The organism is Methylomonas sp. (assembly GCF_023228165.1).
Lineage (GTDB): Bacteria > Pseudomonadota > Gammaproteobacteria > Methylococcales > Methylomonadaceae > Methylomonas.
In genome coordinates, this window is record NZ_JALOBS010000002.1 from 95987 (window position 1) to 112243 (window position 16257).

Annotated in this window: 20 protein-coding genes; 6 read left to right on the plus strand and 14 right to left on the minus strand. The window is 47.5% G+C overall.

Features of this window, described 5'->3' with window-relative positions; all coding sequences use genetic code 11:
* Nucleotides 1-85 precede the first annotated feature (85 nt).
* From M0R33_RS01795 to def, 7 genes are all read right to left on the minus strand, one after another.
* On the minus strand, nt 86-1216 hold the full coding sequence (locus M0R33_RS01795; RefSeq protein ID WP_292564192.1) for a hypothetical protein: 1131 nt from the start codon (nt 1214-1216) through the stop codon (nt 86-88).
* 41 nt (nt 1217-1257) lie between these two features.
* Complete coding sequence (locus M0R33_RS01800; protein ID WP_366042957.1) at nt 1258-2154, minus strand: DHH family phosphoesterase; 897 nt, start codon at nt 2152-2154, stop codon at nt 1258-1260.
* A gap of 72 nt (nt 2155-2226) precedes the next feature.
* Entirely contained in the window at nt 2227-2841 is a 615-nt protein-coding gene (gene cysC / locus M0R33_RS01805) for an adenylyl-sulfate kinase (RefSeq protein ID WP_292564196.1), read from the minus strand.
* A gap of 50 nt (nt 2842-2891) precedes the next feature.
* Nucleotides 2892-3215: a DUF2845 domain-containing protein gene (locus M0R33_RS01810; RefSeq protein ID WP_292564198.1), complete on the minus strand. Its 324-nt coding sequence runs from the start codon at nt 3213-3215 to the stop codon at nt 2892-2894.
* A 9-nt stretch (nt 3216-3224) separates the two neighbouring features.
* A complete protein-coding gene (locus M0R33_RS01815) occupies nt 3225-4052 on the minus strand; it encodes a quinoprotein dehydrogenase-associated SoxYZ-like carrier (protein WP_292564200.1) in 828 nt (275 codons plus the stop codon).
* 24 nt (nt 4053-4076) lie between these two features.
* Entirely contained in the window at nt 4077-4991 is a 915-nt protein-coding gene (locus M0R33_RS01820) for a quinoprotein relay system zinc metallohydrolase 2 (RefSeq protein WP_292564203.1), read from the minus strand.
* Between the two features lie 8 nt (nt 4992-4999).
* The gene (gene def, locus M0R33_RS01825; RefSeq protein WP_366042958.1) at nt 5000-5527 is read right to left on the minus strand and encodes a peptide deformylase; all 528 of its coding nucleotides are present in this window, start codon (nt 5525-5527) and stop codon (nt 5000-5002) included.
* A gap of 175 nt (nt 5528-5702) precedes the next feature.
* Between def and M0R33_RS01830 the strand changes: the two genes are divergently transcribed.
* Nucleotides 5703-6026, plus strand: coding sequence for a hypothetical protein (locus tag M0R33_RS01830; protein ID WP_292564209.1), 324 nt, complete (start codon nt 5703-5705; stop codon nt 6024-6026).
* Between the two features lie 41 nt (nt 6027-6067).
* Here the strand turns inward: M0R33_RS01830 and M0R33_RS01835 are convergent, their stop codons facing one another.
* From M0R33_RS01835 to M0R33_RS01855, 5 genes are all read right to left on the minus strand, one after another.
* The gene (locus M0R33_RS01835) at nt 6068-6391 is read right to left on the minus strand and encodes an iron-sulfur cluster assembly accessory protein (RefSeq protein ID WP_292564212.1); all 324 of its coding nucleotides are present in this window, start codon (nt 6389-6391) and stop codon (nt 6068-6070) included.
* An 11-nt stretch (nt 6392-6402) separates the two neighbouring features.
* Nucleotides 6403-7509, minus strand: a complete 1107-nt coding sequence (locus tag M0R33_RS01840; protein WP_292564215.1) for a cysteine desulfurase family protein — start codon at nt 7507-7509, stop codon at nt 6403-6405.
* A complete protein-coding gene (locus M0R33_RS01845) occupies nt 7510-7995 on the minus strand; it encodes a Fe-S cluster assembly transcription factor (RefSeq protein WP_292564218.1) in 486 nt (161 codons plus the stop codon). It abuts the gene before it with no gap.
* 84 nt (nt 7996-8079) lie between these two features.
* Complete coding sequence (gene cysE, locus M0R33_RS01850) at nt 8080-8829, minus strand: serine O-acetyltransferase (RefSeq protein ID WP_292564221.1); 750 nt, start codon at nt 8827-8829, stop codon at nt 8080-8082.
* A 5-nt stretch (nt 8830-8834) separates the two neighbouring features.
* On the minus strand, nt 8835-9554 hold the full coding sequence (locus tag M0R33_RS01855) for an RNA methyltransferase (protein ID WP_292564224.1): 720 nt from the start codon (nt 9552-9554) through the stop codon (nt 8835-8837).
* Between the two features lie 92 nt (nt 9555-9646).
* Here M0R33_RS01855 and M0R33_RS01860 point away from each other — a divergent pair, with 92 nt between their 5' ends.
* The 3 genes from M0R33_RS01860 to M0R33_RS01870 all read left to right on the plus strand — a co-directional run bounded on the left by M0R33_RS01860 (nt 9647) and on the right by M0R33_RS01870 (nt 12403).
* Complete coding sequence (locus tag M0R33_RS01860) at nt 9647-10441, plus strand: inositol monophosphatase family protein (RefSeq protein ID WP_292564227.1); 795 nt, start codon at nt 9647-9649, stop codon at nt 10439-10441.
* Nucleotides 10442-10537: 96 nt separating this feature from the next.
* Nucleotides 10538-11446: an NAD(P)-dependent methylenetetrahydromethanopterin dehydrogenase gene (locus tag M0R33_RS01865; protein ID WP_292564229.1), complete on the plus strand. Its 909-nt coding sequence runs from the start codon at nt 10538-10540 to the stop codon at nt 11444-11446.
* A 51-nt stretch (nt 11447-11497) separates the two neighbouring features.
* Nucleotides 11498-12403 carry an NAD(P)-dependent methylenetetrahydromethanopterin dehydrogenase gene (locus tag M0R33_RS01870; RefSeq protein ID WP_292564232.1) on the plus strand — a complete coding sequence of 302 codons (906 nt, stop codon included), beginning with the start codon at nt 11498-11500 and terminating at the stop codon, nt 12401-12403.
* A gap of 47 nt (nt 12404-12450) precedes the next feature.
* On the opposite strand, the gene M0R33_RS01875 is transcribed toward M0R33_RS01870, so the two are convergent.
* Entirely contained in the window at nt 12451-13089 is a 639-nt protein-coding gene (locus tag M0R33_RS01875) for a response regulator (RefSeq protein ID WP_292564234.1), read from the minus strand.
* A gap of 171 nt (nt 13090-13260) precedes the next feature.
* On the opposite strand from M0R33_RS01875, the gene M0R33_RS01880 reads away from it, so the two are divergent.
* Entirely contained in the window at nt 13261-14970 is a 1710-nt protein-coding gene (locus M0R33_RS01880; protein ID WP_292564237.1) for a proline--tRNA ligase, read from the plus strand.
* Nucleotides 14971-15038: 68 nt separating this feature from the next.
* Here M0R33_RS01880 and M0R33_RS01885 read toward each other — a convergent pair whose 3' ends face one another.
* Entirely contained in the window at nt 15039-15209 is a 171-nt protein-coding gene (locus M0R33_RS01885) for a rubredoxin (RefSeq protein WP_292564239.1), read from the minus strand.
* Nucleotides 15210-15494: 285 nt separating this feature from the next.
* Between M0R33_RS01885 and M0R33_RS01890 the strand changes: the two genes are divergently transcribed.
* Nucleotides 15495-16247: a PEP-CTERM/exosortase system-associated acyltransferase gene (locus M0R33_RS01890; RefSeq protein WP_292564241.1), complete on the plus strand. Its 753-nt coding sequence runs from the start codon at nt 15495-15497 to the stop codon at nt 16245-16247.
* Nucleotides 16248-16257: the final 10 nt, after the last annotated feature.

Here is a 16257-nt window from a genome sequence, read left to right on the forward strand (position 1 = left end):
GTCATAATTAATTCAAAAATTTTTAGGAGATTAAAATATTCATCAACACAGCCTAAAACACTTACATCCAATAAAATATTAAATATCATTTACTATAAGGCAAAGGAATAAACGGGTATTTTTTTATGCCCGCCTCCCCTCTGCTCTTGTACCAAAGATTAACCCCATCAACAATCATCTCTTCCCTACCTATAAAAACATTTGAATCAAACACCGTTTCAAGATCTTTTTTTGTTGAGTGCAATAAATTATTATTCCTCTCCCTATCCATAATAACTATATTATCTTTCAATTCAATATAATTGCTTTTATGTTTATAACCTTCCAATCCATACCCAATCAGATCGGAGTTAACAGAGCCGGGCCCTTTTTCTAAAATAGAATCACGAATACTCACAATTCCGCCGTTCGATATATCAATAAGCCTACTATCATTGGATGACAGGGAAGCCACTACGCTTCTAATAATCTCAGTTACCTTTGCTCGCGACTTTATTTCATGCCCTTGATCGACTGCAGCAATAAATAGACTATCCTCTATATAGAGCTCACCACCACCAACATATATACCATGAGCCCGTCCGCTCCTACCTAACAATTCAAATCTACTGTCTTTAATTTTAATTAATTCGGGCTGTCCCCCTGTGAGTAAGCCCTGTTCACTATCATGAAAATACACATGATTTAAAAGTAGATTTGCACCTTCCAATCTTACACATGCGCCATTTTGATCAGGAACCTTAATACCTTTGCATTCTATATTATAAATACTGACAGAATTTCCTTTTATAACAATTGCAGCTTTATTTTCGGCCACAGCACCATCGAATATAACATGCCCCTTACCTAAAACTGTAACCCTATCATTACGAATGACAAGCGGCGTTTTATAAATACTTGAACCCAACTCTAAAGTATCTCCATCCTGCAGAGAATTTAATGCGGCCGTTAAATCCACAAACTCTCGCCCATTCACCAATATTTGATTATCACCGAGCCGGTTGTCGGATTTTGGCAACCATTTTCCAAAAGAAATATTTATCTCATCGAGAACATTTACAGCGGGCTTCTTAGTCTCAACCAGCTTAAGAATTTTATTTTCTATGCTATATCTATAATTTGGATACAAAATTAAAGAAAAAACAAGAAGCACATGCCCAATAAAGCCCACTAGGGCCATATACCCCACTATTAATTTATATAATCGATTAATCAAGCGGACACCCTATCCAGAACGTATGAAATAATGTTACATTATCAGGAGTAAGCTGAAACGAAAGCGTCCATAAAATCAGAAAGCCTATCCGATTCCAAATTATTGATTCCAGCCGCCGCCATCCTACCTCCGCCACTCGGATATTTAGCACATAATGCATCCGCACCGGCTTTATTATTCAATGGCGCTCTAACACTTACCAAATAGCCCCCTTGCTCATTCAAACTCAAAACCGCGTGTGCGCGATTGGGATTAAGGTTTGCCAACTCATTACTCCAAACTCCACTAACACGCCGAGCCCACTTTTCGTCTGGCAGAATAAAAAGCGCCACATTTTCAGTTTTGAATTCAGCTTTTGTCCTATTGGCCAACCGCATATCATCTGTATAACCGTCCAACAACGCCTGATAAATATCGATGCGGTCAACCATGAAATCCAACGGCGATTCATATCCGTATAAAACCCGATACAATACATCCGGGGCAAAATTTAAATCGTCAAGATTCGAACCATAGCCATTGTAATTCAAACAAATCCCAAGCTGCCTTAACGATTCAATCTGGTTCGAAGATAACTTCAAACCTTCCGCTACGGAAAAAGCCCTACCCGTCAGGTTATCGCCGAATGCTGCAGTTACTGCCCAGGCGGTAAAGCGGTGTCCTAAATGTTGATCGATTAATAGACTAGTACACACATTGGCATCTGTATTTATCAAAGCTGTCAACAGAGGGTTGATGGGAATATCCGTGGCTTGATGATGATCGGCGTAAAATACCTCTACCTGCCTTTCCAATAAACTCATGAGTGGTTGGCGGTTTTTATCAAGTGATATATCCAGAACGTTTACACGGTCGCCCACCTTGGCGTCAACCCGTTTTAACAAGCTTATATCCCGCTTGACCCCGGTGATTAAATTCGACTCGGCGGGTTCGGCCAAACGCAATTGCAACAAGGCGCAGATTCCGTCCGCGTCACCGTTAAACACATCAAAAATCATTTAAAACCCGCCTTATATTCCTCTTGAAACGATACCGCGTCCCTCTAGGAGCAACAGTATTTGCTCGACACACGCCTCCAAACAATGCTTTCCAGTATCGACTTTCAATTCCGGTTTTTCAGGTTCCTCATAAGGAGATGAAATGCCGGTAAAATGTTTAAGTTCCCCTTGTCTAGCTTTTTTATACAAGCCTTTGACATCGCGTTCTTCGCAAATTGACAGGTCGCAACTACAGTAAATTTCAATAAAATCGCCGTGCGGCACCAACTTTCTGGCCAGATTACGCTCCGCCCGAAACGGCGAAATAAACGCTGTTAGCGCGATAGTTCCCGCTTCCAACATCAATTTAGCCAGTTCGGCAATCCGGCGGATATTTTCCCGCCTATCTTGATCAGTAAAACCCAAATCGCCGCACAAGCCATGTCTGACATTGTCGCCATCGAGTACAAAGGTTCTGCAACCCAATTGATGTAATCGTTCTTCGACGGCATGCGCCAGGGTTGATTTGCCTGCTCCCGATAAACCGGTAAACCATAAAATTACCGACTTATGTCCGTTTTGCTCCTCCCGCCTCCCCCTTGTTACCGTCGAGTGATGCCAAACAGTATGGGCACTTTGTTTTTTCATAAGGGTATCAATTTAAGACACGCAGTTTTAATAATGAGAGTTAAACTTTATCAGCGCCCATACTCCAAATTTTCAATCTTTTTCAAAACGCCGTTTTCGAACTGTAAAAACTGCTTGAACCTCCTGGAGCCGAAGTTATAAACCCACTCGTCTATAACAATCTCCTCATATTGATCCAACTCCAATGCACCGTAGGGATGCCGCAGGCGGCTAGCCCTCATACCATAACGCCTGTCGGTCCATTCTGGCTCACCGCACTTTTCCAATACATCAAACTTATAATCACCTATCTGCACCAGCTTTCGACCACAACGAAATGCCAGCGCATCTGTCGACGCCAAAATCAGACAAAGTATAAGCAGTAAGCGTTTCATCGATTCCCTTTAAGGGGCGACCGCATACTGATGGGAATAACTAGCGCCTTTATCGCATACCTTTCTACTGGTAGGCGATTCGCAGGAAATATCGCTGAATTCGGCTTTCAGCTCGCCCGGTTTATCCGGCACAAAATAAAAGCGGAAATTGGGGTCGGCACTGATAGCAATATCGATTTTGGCGTTTAATACCGGCTTGTCGTTAAAAGTGACTTTTAATTGGTCAATGAAGTGCGATTTTCTAACATACCGCGTCATCTGGTCCATCTGCATACCGGTCAGGTTAGGATGACTGATCATCAACTGAGCCTGCGTCGGTTGGCCGGTTTTCAACCCTTCATCCAAACGAAACTTGACTTTGCCCAAGCGTTTCATGGCCTCATCCAAATCCGCGCCAACCGGAGCGGAACAACCGCCACTGGCTTTGACGAATTTTTTAGTCATGGTCAGTTTGCCATCATTAGTTTCGGCAATCGCGCGGATATTGCTGTATGTATTCACCCGCACCCGCATGGCCAAGTCCGCTTTTCCGCTTTCCGGGAAAAACTCGAATTCGCCTACAAACGGAAACGGATTTTTGTCTACAAACACCCAAATTTTTTTGATGTATTTGTCTTGGGTTTGCGGCATTTTACTAATGACTTTGACGGGCACGATCGCAGGATCTTCCGCTCGGTAAGGCGCCTCCAATTCGATTACCGCATCCGATTCCTCGATGGTTTTGCCGGCGAAAAACTGCGTCTTCAGGGTATTATTCCAGGTAATGTCATCACCTTCGGCCAACGCTAAAACCGGCAACAGCAAAAATAACAAAGCAAAGTTAGATAATTTCTTCATAATTCTCCCTCGATCGTTAATAATTTAGTCTTCCCATTCAAGTTCCGCAAAGGCTATGGTGACGTTTTTTCGGTGAAATTGTTCAAACAATTGCCAGTTATTTTTTGCCGATAAGCCCACGCGCTCGATGGCGTACTCCAAGGTTTTTCCGTGCTTGATCATGACTTTGATTTCGCCAGCCAATTGCTCTAAATAGGCTTTTTGCGGTTGCAGACTGACCGGCCAATCTTTAACTAACCGACCGTGCCCGGGTATAACCAGTTTGTAATGATTTTTCTCCAGACGCTGCAATTCTTTCAACCAACCTCTGATACTGCCGTCAATCACTGGAATATGTTCCAAAAACAGCAAATCTGCCAACCAGAGGGTATCGGTATTTTTATCGTAAACACTTAAATCATTATCGGTATGCGCGGAAGGGTGGGCCGTTAACACCAACTCACGGTTACCGAGATTTAAATTCATTGTCTGTTTGACCTGTAAATCGGGGGGAATAATATTGTCCGGACCGACTCTAATATCCAACACCTCATCCGCTCTACTCAAATAATAAGGTGCACGGGTAGCCATGGCCCGCGCCAGCTTGTAATGACCGACAAAGCGCACACCCTTTTCTTTGAACGCCCTATTTCCATAAATATGATCCGGGTGTACATGGGTATTAATCACGTAACATATCGGTTTTGACGTCGCATTTTTAACAGCCTTACGTAACGCCAAACCTTGCTGCGGACTGCCTCCGCTATCAATAATCGCCACGCAGTCGTCACCGACAATAAAACCGATATTGGCGATTTCACCGTGATTCTCGCGATCGGGCCAGTGATGTTCGGAAACATGAACAAACACACCGGGAGCAGCTTCCGTTACCGGTAAGGCCGGTAGCGCCCAGCAGGCAGCATTTATCAATAAACCTATCCAGACAACCAGTAAGCGCATATCTCACCTTAAGCCGCAATTCTTTTGAAAAACTCGGATTCTGAAATAATATCTTGATTGGTTTCGACCCTATCCAGATACACCAACCCCTGCAAATGATCGTATTCGTGCTGAAATACGCGGGCGGGGAAGTTCTCTAAAACCATCTGCCTCGGCTGCCCATTCGCGTGTTGGTAATCCACTTGTATGGACCGGTAGCGAGGCACTAAGGCACGAATACCGGGCACACTCAAACAGCCTTCCCAATCCTTGAGTAAACAACTATCCACTACCCGAAAGCGCGGATTAACCATCACGACAGGCGCCATTTCGGGTGCGTTTGGATATCGTGTAGTAGGCCGCGATGCGACGATGATGATCTGCCAGGATGCACCAAGTTGCGGCGCGGCAATGCCGATTCCGTTACTTTCTTGCATTGCTTCTTGCAACACATCCAGCAACTCGCGGAACTTCACACCATTGAAATCATCAACCAGACGTGCTTTTTGGCGCAATACTTCCGCGCCCAATTGCACAATTTCGGATTTTTCACTCATCATAAAACCTAAGGACAAATAAATCACATCAGCCGCCATATTAGCAGAGGGCAGTATATTGTTGCTTATTAGAATTTACTCACCTTTACTTTCGTGCGCTTTTTTGTGATATTAGCAGAGAGATAGAACAGGCGTTTATGCCGAGACATCCCCACCACATCGACCAGGAGACAATATGAAAAAAATTCAAAAAACGCCCTTTGCACTGGCAATGAGTGCGTCTTTATTACCTTTTACTGCTAACGCGGTTCAAACCGACAATAATCCCTTTGCCCTATCGGACTTGAATTCAGGCTATATGCAAACCGCGGAAGCCGAAAAAGACGCCGCGTCTAAAATGAAAGACGGCGCCTGCGGAGAGGGAAAATGCGGCGGCCAAATGATGGATAAAACCACCGACAAAAAAGCCATTGAAGCAGTTTGTGCCGGTAAAAAAGCCACCCCTGCATCAGGCAGCGAAAAAGCCGCCGACAGCAAAAAACCAGAACCGACCAAATAAAACCGAACGGCACCGGCTAAGTGCCGGTGTCCATTCAACACTCACACACTAAAACTTTCCCCGCAACCGCACATCCCTTTGACATTAGGGTTATTAAATTTAAAGGCTTCGTTAAATCCTTCTTTGGCATAATCCAACTCTATACCATTCAATTTATCCAGGTCTGTTTGCTTAACCAGCACCTTGACATCGAACTGATCAAACACGATTTCATCCGCTGCCTGTTCATCGGCATAATCCAACACATAAGCGTACCCCGAACACCCCGAGGGCTTTACCCCCAAACGTAAGCCTAATCCGGAACCTCGCTTTTGCATCTGTTTCTGAATTTGTTTCGCCGCGCGCTCAGTCACCGTAATACTCATTCTGTTCTCTCCTAATTTCTTGCAAGCAATGTTTTTAAAACACTGACGAATTGATCGATTTCCTGCTCGGTATTATCTTTGCCCAGACTAACCCTGACAGCCGATTTAGCCAATGAGTCATCCACATGCATCGCGGCCAAAACCGGGCTGATTTGTGTGGAACCCACCGCACAGGCAGAGCCGCTGGATACGGCAATATTCTTTTGGTCCAACCGCATCAACAGCATTTCGCCATTAGCCGAGGAGATACCGAATTGCACGGTATTGGGCAACCGCTCCACTTGTTCGGCAAAGATCACCAGCCCTGGAATTGTTTTTAATTGTCGCTCCAGCCTGACCCTAAGGATTTGCAACTGTTTGATGCGCTCATCAAGCTCCAGCCGAGCCAATTCCGCTGCCTTACCAAATCCCACAATGGCTGCCACGTTTTCGGTTCCAGCCCTGAGCCCGCGCTCTTGGTCGCCACCGTATAGCAAGGGCTGTATCTCGACGCCGTCTTGCCATACCAAAGCGCCACACCCTTTTGGACCGTATATTTTATGGCTGGACAGCGTCATTAAATCCACGCCCAGCCGCTTGAAACTGACCGGCATTTTACCTAAAGCTTGCACCGCATCGGTGTGCAACCATCCGCCCTTCGTCTTCACCACCTCAAGCCAACGGGCTACCGGTTGAATAGCTCCCGTTTCGTTGTTCGCCAACATCAACGATACAAAGTCACCGGCTTGTAGGCTTTGCTCCGCGGCGGTCTCAGACATAATCAAACCGGAATCATCGACTGACAGGACAGTAACCGCCTGATAATATTCAGCCCTACGAAACGCATTTTCAACAACCGAGGGATGCTCAATAGCTGAAATCCATAAGCGCCTGCCCTGCGCGCTGGCTAGGGCCAATGCATTAGCCTCGGTGCCGCCATGGGTGAACAGGATTTGCGCCGCTGGCGCATCAATCAAGGCGCCCACTTGTTCGCGAGCAGTGTCTATGGCGCTGCGGGCGATTCGCCCTAATCGATATAAGCTAGAAGGATTGCCATACAGCTGCCTAAAATAAGGCATCATGGCCTCCACCACCCGCTCATCAACCGCAGTGGTGGCGTTGTGATCAAAATAGATCATTTAGGCCGATTTTCGTTCCTGTATGGTCTGAATATCAATCACATGTTCGGATTGTTTGGCCTGTCGTTTGGCAACTTCACCGACAAGCTCTCTTTCCAGTAACTGACCCAGCGTAATTTGTTTTAGATAGCCGCGAATTTGTTCACTTAAGCCCATCCACAAATCATGCGTAATGCACGGCTGATCATTATGGCAATTCGATTTTCCGCCGCACTTGGTGGAATCGACCGGTTCGTCCACGGCCTCGATGATATCGGCAATATTGATTTCGCGCGCACCGCGGCTCAAGGTATAACCGCCACCCGGACCTCTGACGCCTTTGACCATTCCCGCCTTACGTAACCGGGCAAACAATTGCTCCAGATACGATAGTGAAATAGTTTGCCGGGTAGCAATGTCGGTTAAAGTGACGGGATGCTTTTGGCTGTGATAGGCCAGATCCAACATGGCCGTAACCGCATAACGTCCTTTGGTGGTAAGTCGCATAAAGCCTCCTCAATTAAACCCAGTTAAAGTAAGGAGACTATAAATAAACCCAGTATTTTAGTCAAGTATTACACTTTAGCAATATCAGGTTTTGTCTTTAATCTGACAATCGTCCAGCTGGGGCATATTTTTTTCACCGCATTGAATCCCGGCATCATTGAGTTTTTGACACATGATTTCTATTTGTTTATCCATTTGGTGGATATGGTCCAGCATCAGATTTATGGCGTTGGCAATTGGATCGGGCATATCGGTAGCCCCATAGGCATCAAAACCAATCTTTTGCGCCATTGCATCGCGCCTGGCTTTCTCCTGTTTTGCCTTGCCGTCGATAATATGGGCGGGAATCCCTACCACGGTGACACCATCCGGAACCGGCTTGACCACGACCGAATTGGATCCGACCCGGGCTCCCTCGCCTATTTCAATCGGCCCCAACACTTTGGCGCCCGCACCGATCACCACCCCATTTTTCAAAGTAGGATGCCGCTTACCCTTATTCCAACTGGTACCACCCAACGTTACCCCATGATAAAGGGTGCAATCGTCGCCTATCACGGCCGTCTCCCCAATCACTACGCCCATACCGTGATCGATAAAGAAACGCCTGCCGATCTGTGCCCCAGGATGTATTTCAATCCCCGTTAACCAGCGGCCTAAAAAGGAAACATAGCGAGCAGGCCAATGCAAACCGCGCACCCACAACCATTTACTCATTCGATGAATCAAAACCGCATGAAAACCTGGATAGGTCGTCACTACCTCAAATACCGACTGCGCAGCCGGATCACGCGCAAAAACGCATTGAACATCTTCTTTAATTCGGCTGAACATAGCGATTACTTTAAATTGTGATTTTGAGAAAAGCGCAAGATACCGCGCAATATATCGAGTTCCTTGATATCCAACTGCGTTCTGTTAAACAGCCGCCGTAAGCGACGCATGATGGATTTGGAACGCTCCGGATGTAAAAAACCGATGTCAGCCATGGTCTGCTGTAGATGCAAATAGAACCCTTCCATCTGTTCCGCGGTCGCCAAAGGCTCCTCCCACTGATCGCCAATCGTGTTTGGATATTCCTGACCACTGGCGACAAACAATTCGTAACAAACCACCTGTACCGCCGCCGCCAGATTTAACGAGCTGTATTCCGGATCGCAAGGAATACGTAGCAAATAATGACACAAATCCAATTCGTGATTCTTTAAACCGGAATTTTCCCGACCAAACACCAGGGCGATATTCTCTATACAGCCACGCCATCTTCCAGCGGCTTCGCGCGCGGTGACGGACGGCCAACTAATGGTTCTGTCGCGCGCGCTCGCACCTAAAACAACCTGGCAGTCGGCAATTGCATCCTGTAGTGACGAATATACACCGGCCTCACGTAACACATCGTCGGCGCCGGAAGCCCGCGCGGTAGCGTCCGCATGCGGAAACAACTTTGGCGAGACCAACCGTAACTGATCCATACCCATGTTTTTCATGGCCCGCGCCACAGCGCCAATGTTGCCGGGGTGGGACGTTTCAACTAAAACGACTTTAAAATTGGAGAGCAAAGACAGTTTCCGGCCACTAAAAAACCGGCGATTTTAACAAAAGATTTGCTATGCTATCGTAGTTTTCTAACTGCTCATTATCAATTCGATCTATGCATCCCATGCTTAATATAGCCGTGCGCGCAGCGCGCAATGCCGGCGACCTGATTCAACGCTCCTCAAATAACATTGAGAAACTCACTATCGATCAAAAAAGCCGTAACGATTACGCGTCGGAAGTCGACCGCATGGCCGAGCAGGAAATAATTAAAGTTATTCGTACGGCTTTTCCGGAACACTCGATTCTGGCGGAAGAAAGCGGCGAGCATAAAGGCAACGATTATGTATGGGTCATCGATCCTTTGGACGGTACCACCAATTTTTTACACGGCTTTCCGCAATATGCCGTATCGATTGCGCTAAAGCTAAAAAACAAGCTGGAAGTCGGCGTGATATACGACCCTCTTCGCGACGAGCTTTTCACGGCGGAACGCGGCGGCGGCGCCATGCTGAATAATCGGCGTATCCGCGTCACCAAACAGAATAGTATGCGCGGCGCCTTAATTGGCACCGGCTTCCCATTTAAAACCATGGAGCATATCGAACCTTATCTCGGCATGTTCCGCGCCATCAGCGCCGATACAGCCGGCATTCGCCGCGCCGGCGCCGCGGCACTGGACATGGCCTATGTGGCCTGCGGTCGTCTGGATGCTTACTGGGAAATCGGCGTCAAGGAATGGGACATTGCCGCCGGCGTATTACTAATTCAGGAAGCCGGCGGGGTAGCCACTGATTTTTCCTTTAACGATAAATACTTACAATCCGGCAACATCATTGTGGGCAATCCGCGCATGCACCAACTGATGTATCACGCCATTGCTCCGCATGTCTCCGACAAGCTCAAATAAACCATCGACTGGCATTATTTACCACAAGACCTAAAATTGTTATCGACTTGCCTTTTCTTTTATACTTGAAGGCTAATCAAATTCTAAGAGGAAATCATGGAAAAACCCTTCATCCTACACATGCTGACTACAGCCAAAAATTTAAGCCCCTTCGACGTCAATATGGCGATGGATGCAGGCTGGATTTCAGCAATTCCTTATATCAACGTTGAGCCCAGCGAAGTTCGTGGTTTGGTACAAGATGCGATTTTCTCCCGCAGCCCGAAAGGCTTAAAACGTACCGCAATTTTCATCGGCGGCCGCGAAACCAAACAAGCCATGGACATGTTGAAACAGGCAAAAAATTCCATGTTTCCTCCGTTTGAAGTATCGGTATTTGCCGATCCCAGCGGCGCATTCACCACGGCCGCCGGCATGGTGGCTGCCGTTGAAAAAGAACTGACCGACAAATTCGGCACTACTCTGGAAGGCAAAAACATCCTGGCTCTAGGCGGCACGGGCCCAGTAGGACAGGCAGCGGCGGTCATCGCCGCGCAAGCCGGGGCTCATGTCAGAATCATAGGCAGACAGTTGGACAAAGCCCAACGAACCGCTCAGCTCTGCAGCGAAGAATTCGGTGACGGCAAAATCACCATTACTGCCGGTGCCGATGCCGACAAAACCGAATACATGCAAACCGCCGACATCGTTTTTGCTACCGGCGCCGCCGGCATCGAACTACTCAGCGCCGAGTTGATCGCCGCGGCGCCGCAATTGAAAGTAGTTGCGGATGTTAACGCGGTGCCACCGGCAGGTATTGCCGGCGTGGATGCGTTTGACAGCGGCAAACCGCTGGCCGGCTCCACCAGCGGTGCCGTGGCCATCGGCGCACTGGCTATCGGCAATATTAAATATCAAGCCCAAAGCCGCTTATTGAAACGTATGCTGGAATGCGACAAGCCTTTGTTCTTGCACTTTGAACATGCTTTTGAAGTGGCTCGTGAATTTATTAAGTCATCTAACTAACGCGTATCGTAAGCGCGCCAGCATCCGTCAACTATCGAGGATAAGATCAAAATGTCAAAACGCAGCATACTCCATATGTTCGACCCGATGCCAAACAATAGCCCGTTTGACATCAACATGGCACTCGATGCAGGTTTTGATGTACTGATGCCGTATTCCAACGTCAAACTGGAAAACATCCAGAATCTGACCCAGGATGCCATATTTTCGCGTAGCCCATCCGGCATCAAAAAAACCGGGATTTTTATTGGCGGCCGCGACATCGGCTTGGCCATCGATATGCTGCAAGCTACTAAGCCGGCCATGGTGCCGCCATTTGAGGTATCCGTGTTTGCGGATCCCAGCGGCGCTTACACCACGGCCGCAGCCTTGGTGGCTTGCGTGGAAAAAGCCTTAAAAGAAGTTCACGGCAAAGCGTTAACGGATTGTAAGGCCTTGGTATTCGGCGGCACCGGACCGGTTGGCATTGCCACCGGCATTATTGCGTCGTTACAGGGCGCGAACACCGTTTTGGTCGATCACCTGTCGGTGGATACCGCAAATGATGCCGCCAAGCAATACAATCGCCGTTTTAGCGCCAATATGAGCGGTGCTGTCGCCAGAACCGATGCCGACAAAATTGCCTTATTGGCGGATGCCGATATCGTGTTCTGTACCGCCAAGGCCGGCATCCGCGTATTAAGTGCCGCGGTATTGGCTCAAACCCGGCAATTAAAAGTGGCTGGCGACGTAAACGCGGTTCCGCCCGCCGGGATCGAGGGTATCGCCGCTAACGATATGGCTGTCCCCATGACACACGCCACCCAATCGCCAAAAGCGGTTGGAGTAGGCGCTCTGGCGGTCGGCAACGTCAAATATAAATTACAGCATGAATTGTTAAAATCCATGCTGAAAAGCGATAAGCCTGTCGTTATCGACTTTAGAGAGGCTTTCAGCAAAGCACGCGACTTGGTTTAATCTATAAAAAAGAGGCCCCGCCCGCTCCGGACGGAGCCTCTTTAAGTTTAAATCGGCTCTGAATAATGATATTTAACCGCCAACCGTGTCAGCTCGACATCGTTTTTTACCTTTAATTTCGCGTATAAACGATAGCGGTAGGTATTGACGGTTTTATCGCTTAGAGTCAATGCTTCGGCGATCTCCTGAATACCCTTGCCTTTTAGTATCATCTGCGCCACTTCCGCTTCACGTTGCGATAATTGCGAAAATGGCGACGATTCTCCACCTTCTATCGATTCAAATACCAAGTTACTGGCCACATCCTGGCACAAATAACGCTTCCCGGACATTACCGCCCTAATGGCGCCCACCATTTCACTGACCGGCGAAGCCTTAGAAACGAACCCCTCCACACCAAGCTTTAATAGTTGTTGCGGGATTGCCCCACCGTTGTGCACGGATAAACCAACAATTTTAACTTTCGGGAAGCGCTGCAAAATTCTCCTGCACGCCTCAAACCCCCCCATGCCCGGCATATTGACATCCATCAACACCACATCGGGCTGATCAATCTCTATACTTTGCAAAGCTTTTTCACCACAATCACAAACCGCAACGACAGTAATGTCTTCGAAAGCATTGAGCAATGCTTCGACTCCGCTTCTTATTAACTCGTGATCATCTACCAGCAAAACCTTAATCATATTTTCCAATACCTGACAATGTCATCGGCGCCTGCTTCACAAATATAGCCGGATTAAACAAACTCGCTCATGATAGGCTATTTTTACCGTAAAATTAACCCCTGTAAAATTCTCAGTTTACCGCTTAATCGGTAAAATAGCTGTTTATCGACTCAATAAAACTTCATCAACATGCGCACATCTCAATTTCCACTCAATACCGTAAAAGAAACCCCTGCCGATGCCGAAATCGCCAGCCACAAACTCATGATACGCGCGGGCTTAATTCGCAAAATCGCGGCCGGTATCTATACCTGGCTGCCTTTGGGCTTGCGGGTCTTGCGCAAAGTGGAGCAGATCACCCGTGAAGAAATGAATAAAGCCGGTGCGCTGGAAGTATTAATGCCGGCGCTGCAGCCCGCCGAACTCTGGCAAGAAACCGGCCGCTGGGAAAAATACGGCCCTGAACTGGCCCGCATGCAAGACCGCCATGCCCGCGAATTTTGCTTGGGACCGACACATGAAGAAATCATTACCGACCTGGCCCGCAACGAACTGAAAAGCTATAAACAGCTGCCGATTACCTATTACCAAATCCAGACCAAGTTTCGCGACGAAATTCGCCCACGCTTCGGCGTGATGCGTTCGCGCGAATTTGTCATGAAGGACGCTTATTCCTTCCATTTACATCAGGAGTCGCTACAGCAAACTTACGATGTCATGTATCAAGCCTACACCAACATTTTTAACCGATTCGGCTTGAAGTTCCGCGCTGTCATCGCCGACTCCGGCGCTATTGGTGGCGCGGTATCGCATGAATTTCACGTATTGGCCGATTCCGGCGAAGATGCTATCGCATTCTCGGACGCCAGCGACTATGCCGCCAATGTCGAAAAAGCCGAAGCCTTAGCGCCCCAAGGCCAGCGCCCGCAACCTAATCAAGCATTCACTTTAGTCGACACCCCAAACCAACACAGCATCGAAGAAGTCAGCCAATTTTTCAATGTCCGCGCCGAGCAATGTTTGAAAACCTTGATCGTGCGCGGCCAAGACAACAGCTTGGTCGCATTGCTGCTGAGGGGCGACCATGAGTTGAACCCTGTCAAAGCCGAAAAAATGCCCGGCATACTATCGCCGCTACAATTCGCCAGCGATGAAGAAATTATTGCCGCTTGCGGCTGCAAGCCCGGCTCGATTGGCCCCATCGATTTAAAAATGTCCATCATCGCCGACCGCAGCACCGTTTTAATGGCCGATTTTATTTGTGGCGCCAATCGGGATGGTAAGCATTATAGCGGCAGCAACTGGCAACGCGATCTACCGCTACCCGAGCAGATAGCCGACTTACGCTTGGTTGTTGAAGGCGATGCCAGCCCGGATGGAAAGGGCCAAATCACCATTGCTCGTGGTATAGAGGTCGGCCATATTTTTCAGTTAGGCGACAAATACAGCGCGGCCATGAACGCCGCCATCATTAATGAAGCCGGTAAAAATCAAATTATGCTAATGGGTTGCTATGGCATCGGCATTTCTCGCGTGGTTGCCGCCGCAATCGAGCAAGGCCATGACGAGCGAGGTATTATTTGGCCCAACGAACTGGCACCGTTCCAAGTCGCACTCTGCCCCATGAATATGCATAAGTCCGACCGACTGGTAGAAACCGTGGAAAAAATATACCGCGAATTATTAGACGCAGGCATTGAAGTGCTATTGGACGACAGAAAAGTCAGGGCCGGATTCATGTTCTCCGACATGGAATTGATCGGCATCCCGCACCGAATCGTGATTGGCGACCGCGGGCTTGATAGCGGCACTGTCGAATATCAAGGGCGAACCGACCATGCAAGTCGGGAAATCCCCTTTTCGGAAATCGTTAATTTCCTAACGAGCAAACTGGCCTGAACTTTTAACCAAAAAGAAAGGGTGCCGAAGCACCCTTTCTTTTTTCGCGCATGGTTAGCTAAATTAGCTTAACGCATTAAGGTAAACATGGATTTTACCGCGCCACATTTTGGGCACCCCCAATCTTCAGGCAAGTCTTCCCAACGAGTCCCCGGCGCGACCCCATTGCGAGGATCACCTAATTCCTCGTCATAAATGTGACCACAGGTTTTACATTTATACTTTCTGAATTCAGCCATTTATTTCTCCTAGTTTATATGATGGATACCAATGAACAGCCGAGATTGTAGCCAAGAGACCGTCAAAAAAAAACCACGAATATTTTGGCATTTCCCCTGTCCGTCTCAATCCTTATTAGCGGATGAACATTAATCAGTCACACAATTTTAATCCAATCTTAAGCATAAGCTTACATTTGCTGTAAAAAATATAGTCTAAAATTGTTTCGAAACTTAAATTTAGCCACAATCCGCAACAATAAATTTAAGCCACGGACTATTTCCAATACCTTATGGAGTTTTACATTGGTTTCCGAAAAGCAAACTTTTGATAACTGTTTTGAGGTTTTCCTGGCGGATACGCCGGAAAGCAAGCAAATTCACTACAACCTCAGATATCAAGTCTATTGCGAGGAAATGGGCTTTGAAGACAAAACGCTCTACCCTGATGAGATGGAGTCCGATGAATGGGATGATAACGCCGTTCATTTTTTAGTCCGCCATAAAATCACTGGTCATTGGCTAGGGGGATTGCGCTTGGTTTTTAACCATAACAACAAACTGCCATTTGAGCAGCATAGCTCGTCTCATAGGCGTATAAGTCCGGAAACACGCAAAGTATCGGTGGAAATGTCCAGGCTATGCGTCATCAAGGAAGCCAGACGCTTTTCTTCCAAACGCTTCGCGCCTTACGGCTTGCCCGACCAAGAAATCGCTGCGGAAAACGACAAAGTCAGATCTTTTTATAATTTCAAAAATCAAACCCGCAGCATGATATGGGGATTATTTAAAGCAGCTGTTGACTACTCGGCAGAGAATAAATTGGATTATTGGTATTTTATTGTTGCGCCGGCGCTAGCATGCTTCATAAGACGGGAAGGTTTTGAACTGTCGCAAATTGGAGCACCCTGCGACCACAAAGGCGTGCGCACACCTTACGAGATATCGGTTAAAAACATTCTGCAAAATCCCTTATGGTTAACCGATTATAAAAACGACTTTGCTCGCTACTCCCAGGTATTCAAGCAACAGGCTGAGGGTCAGCTAAACACGGCTTAACAAGATAACC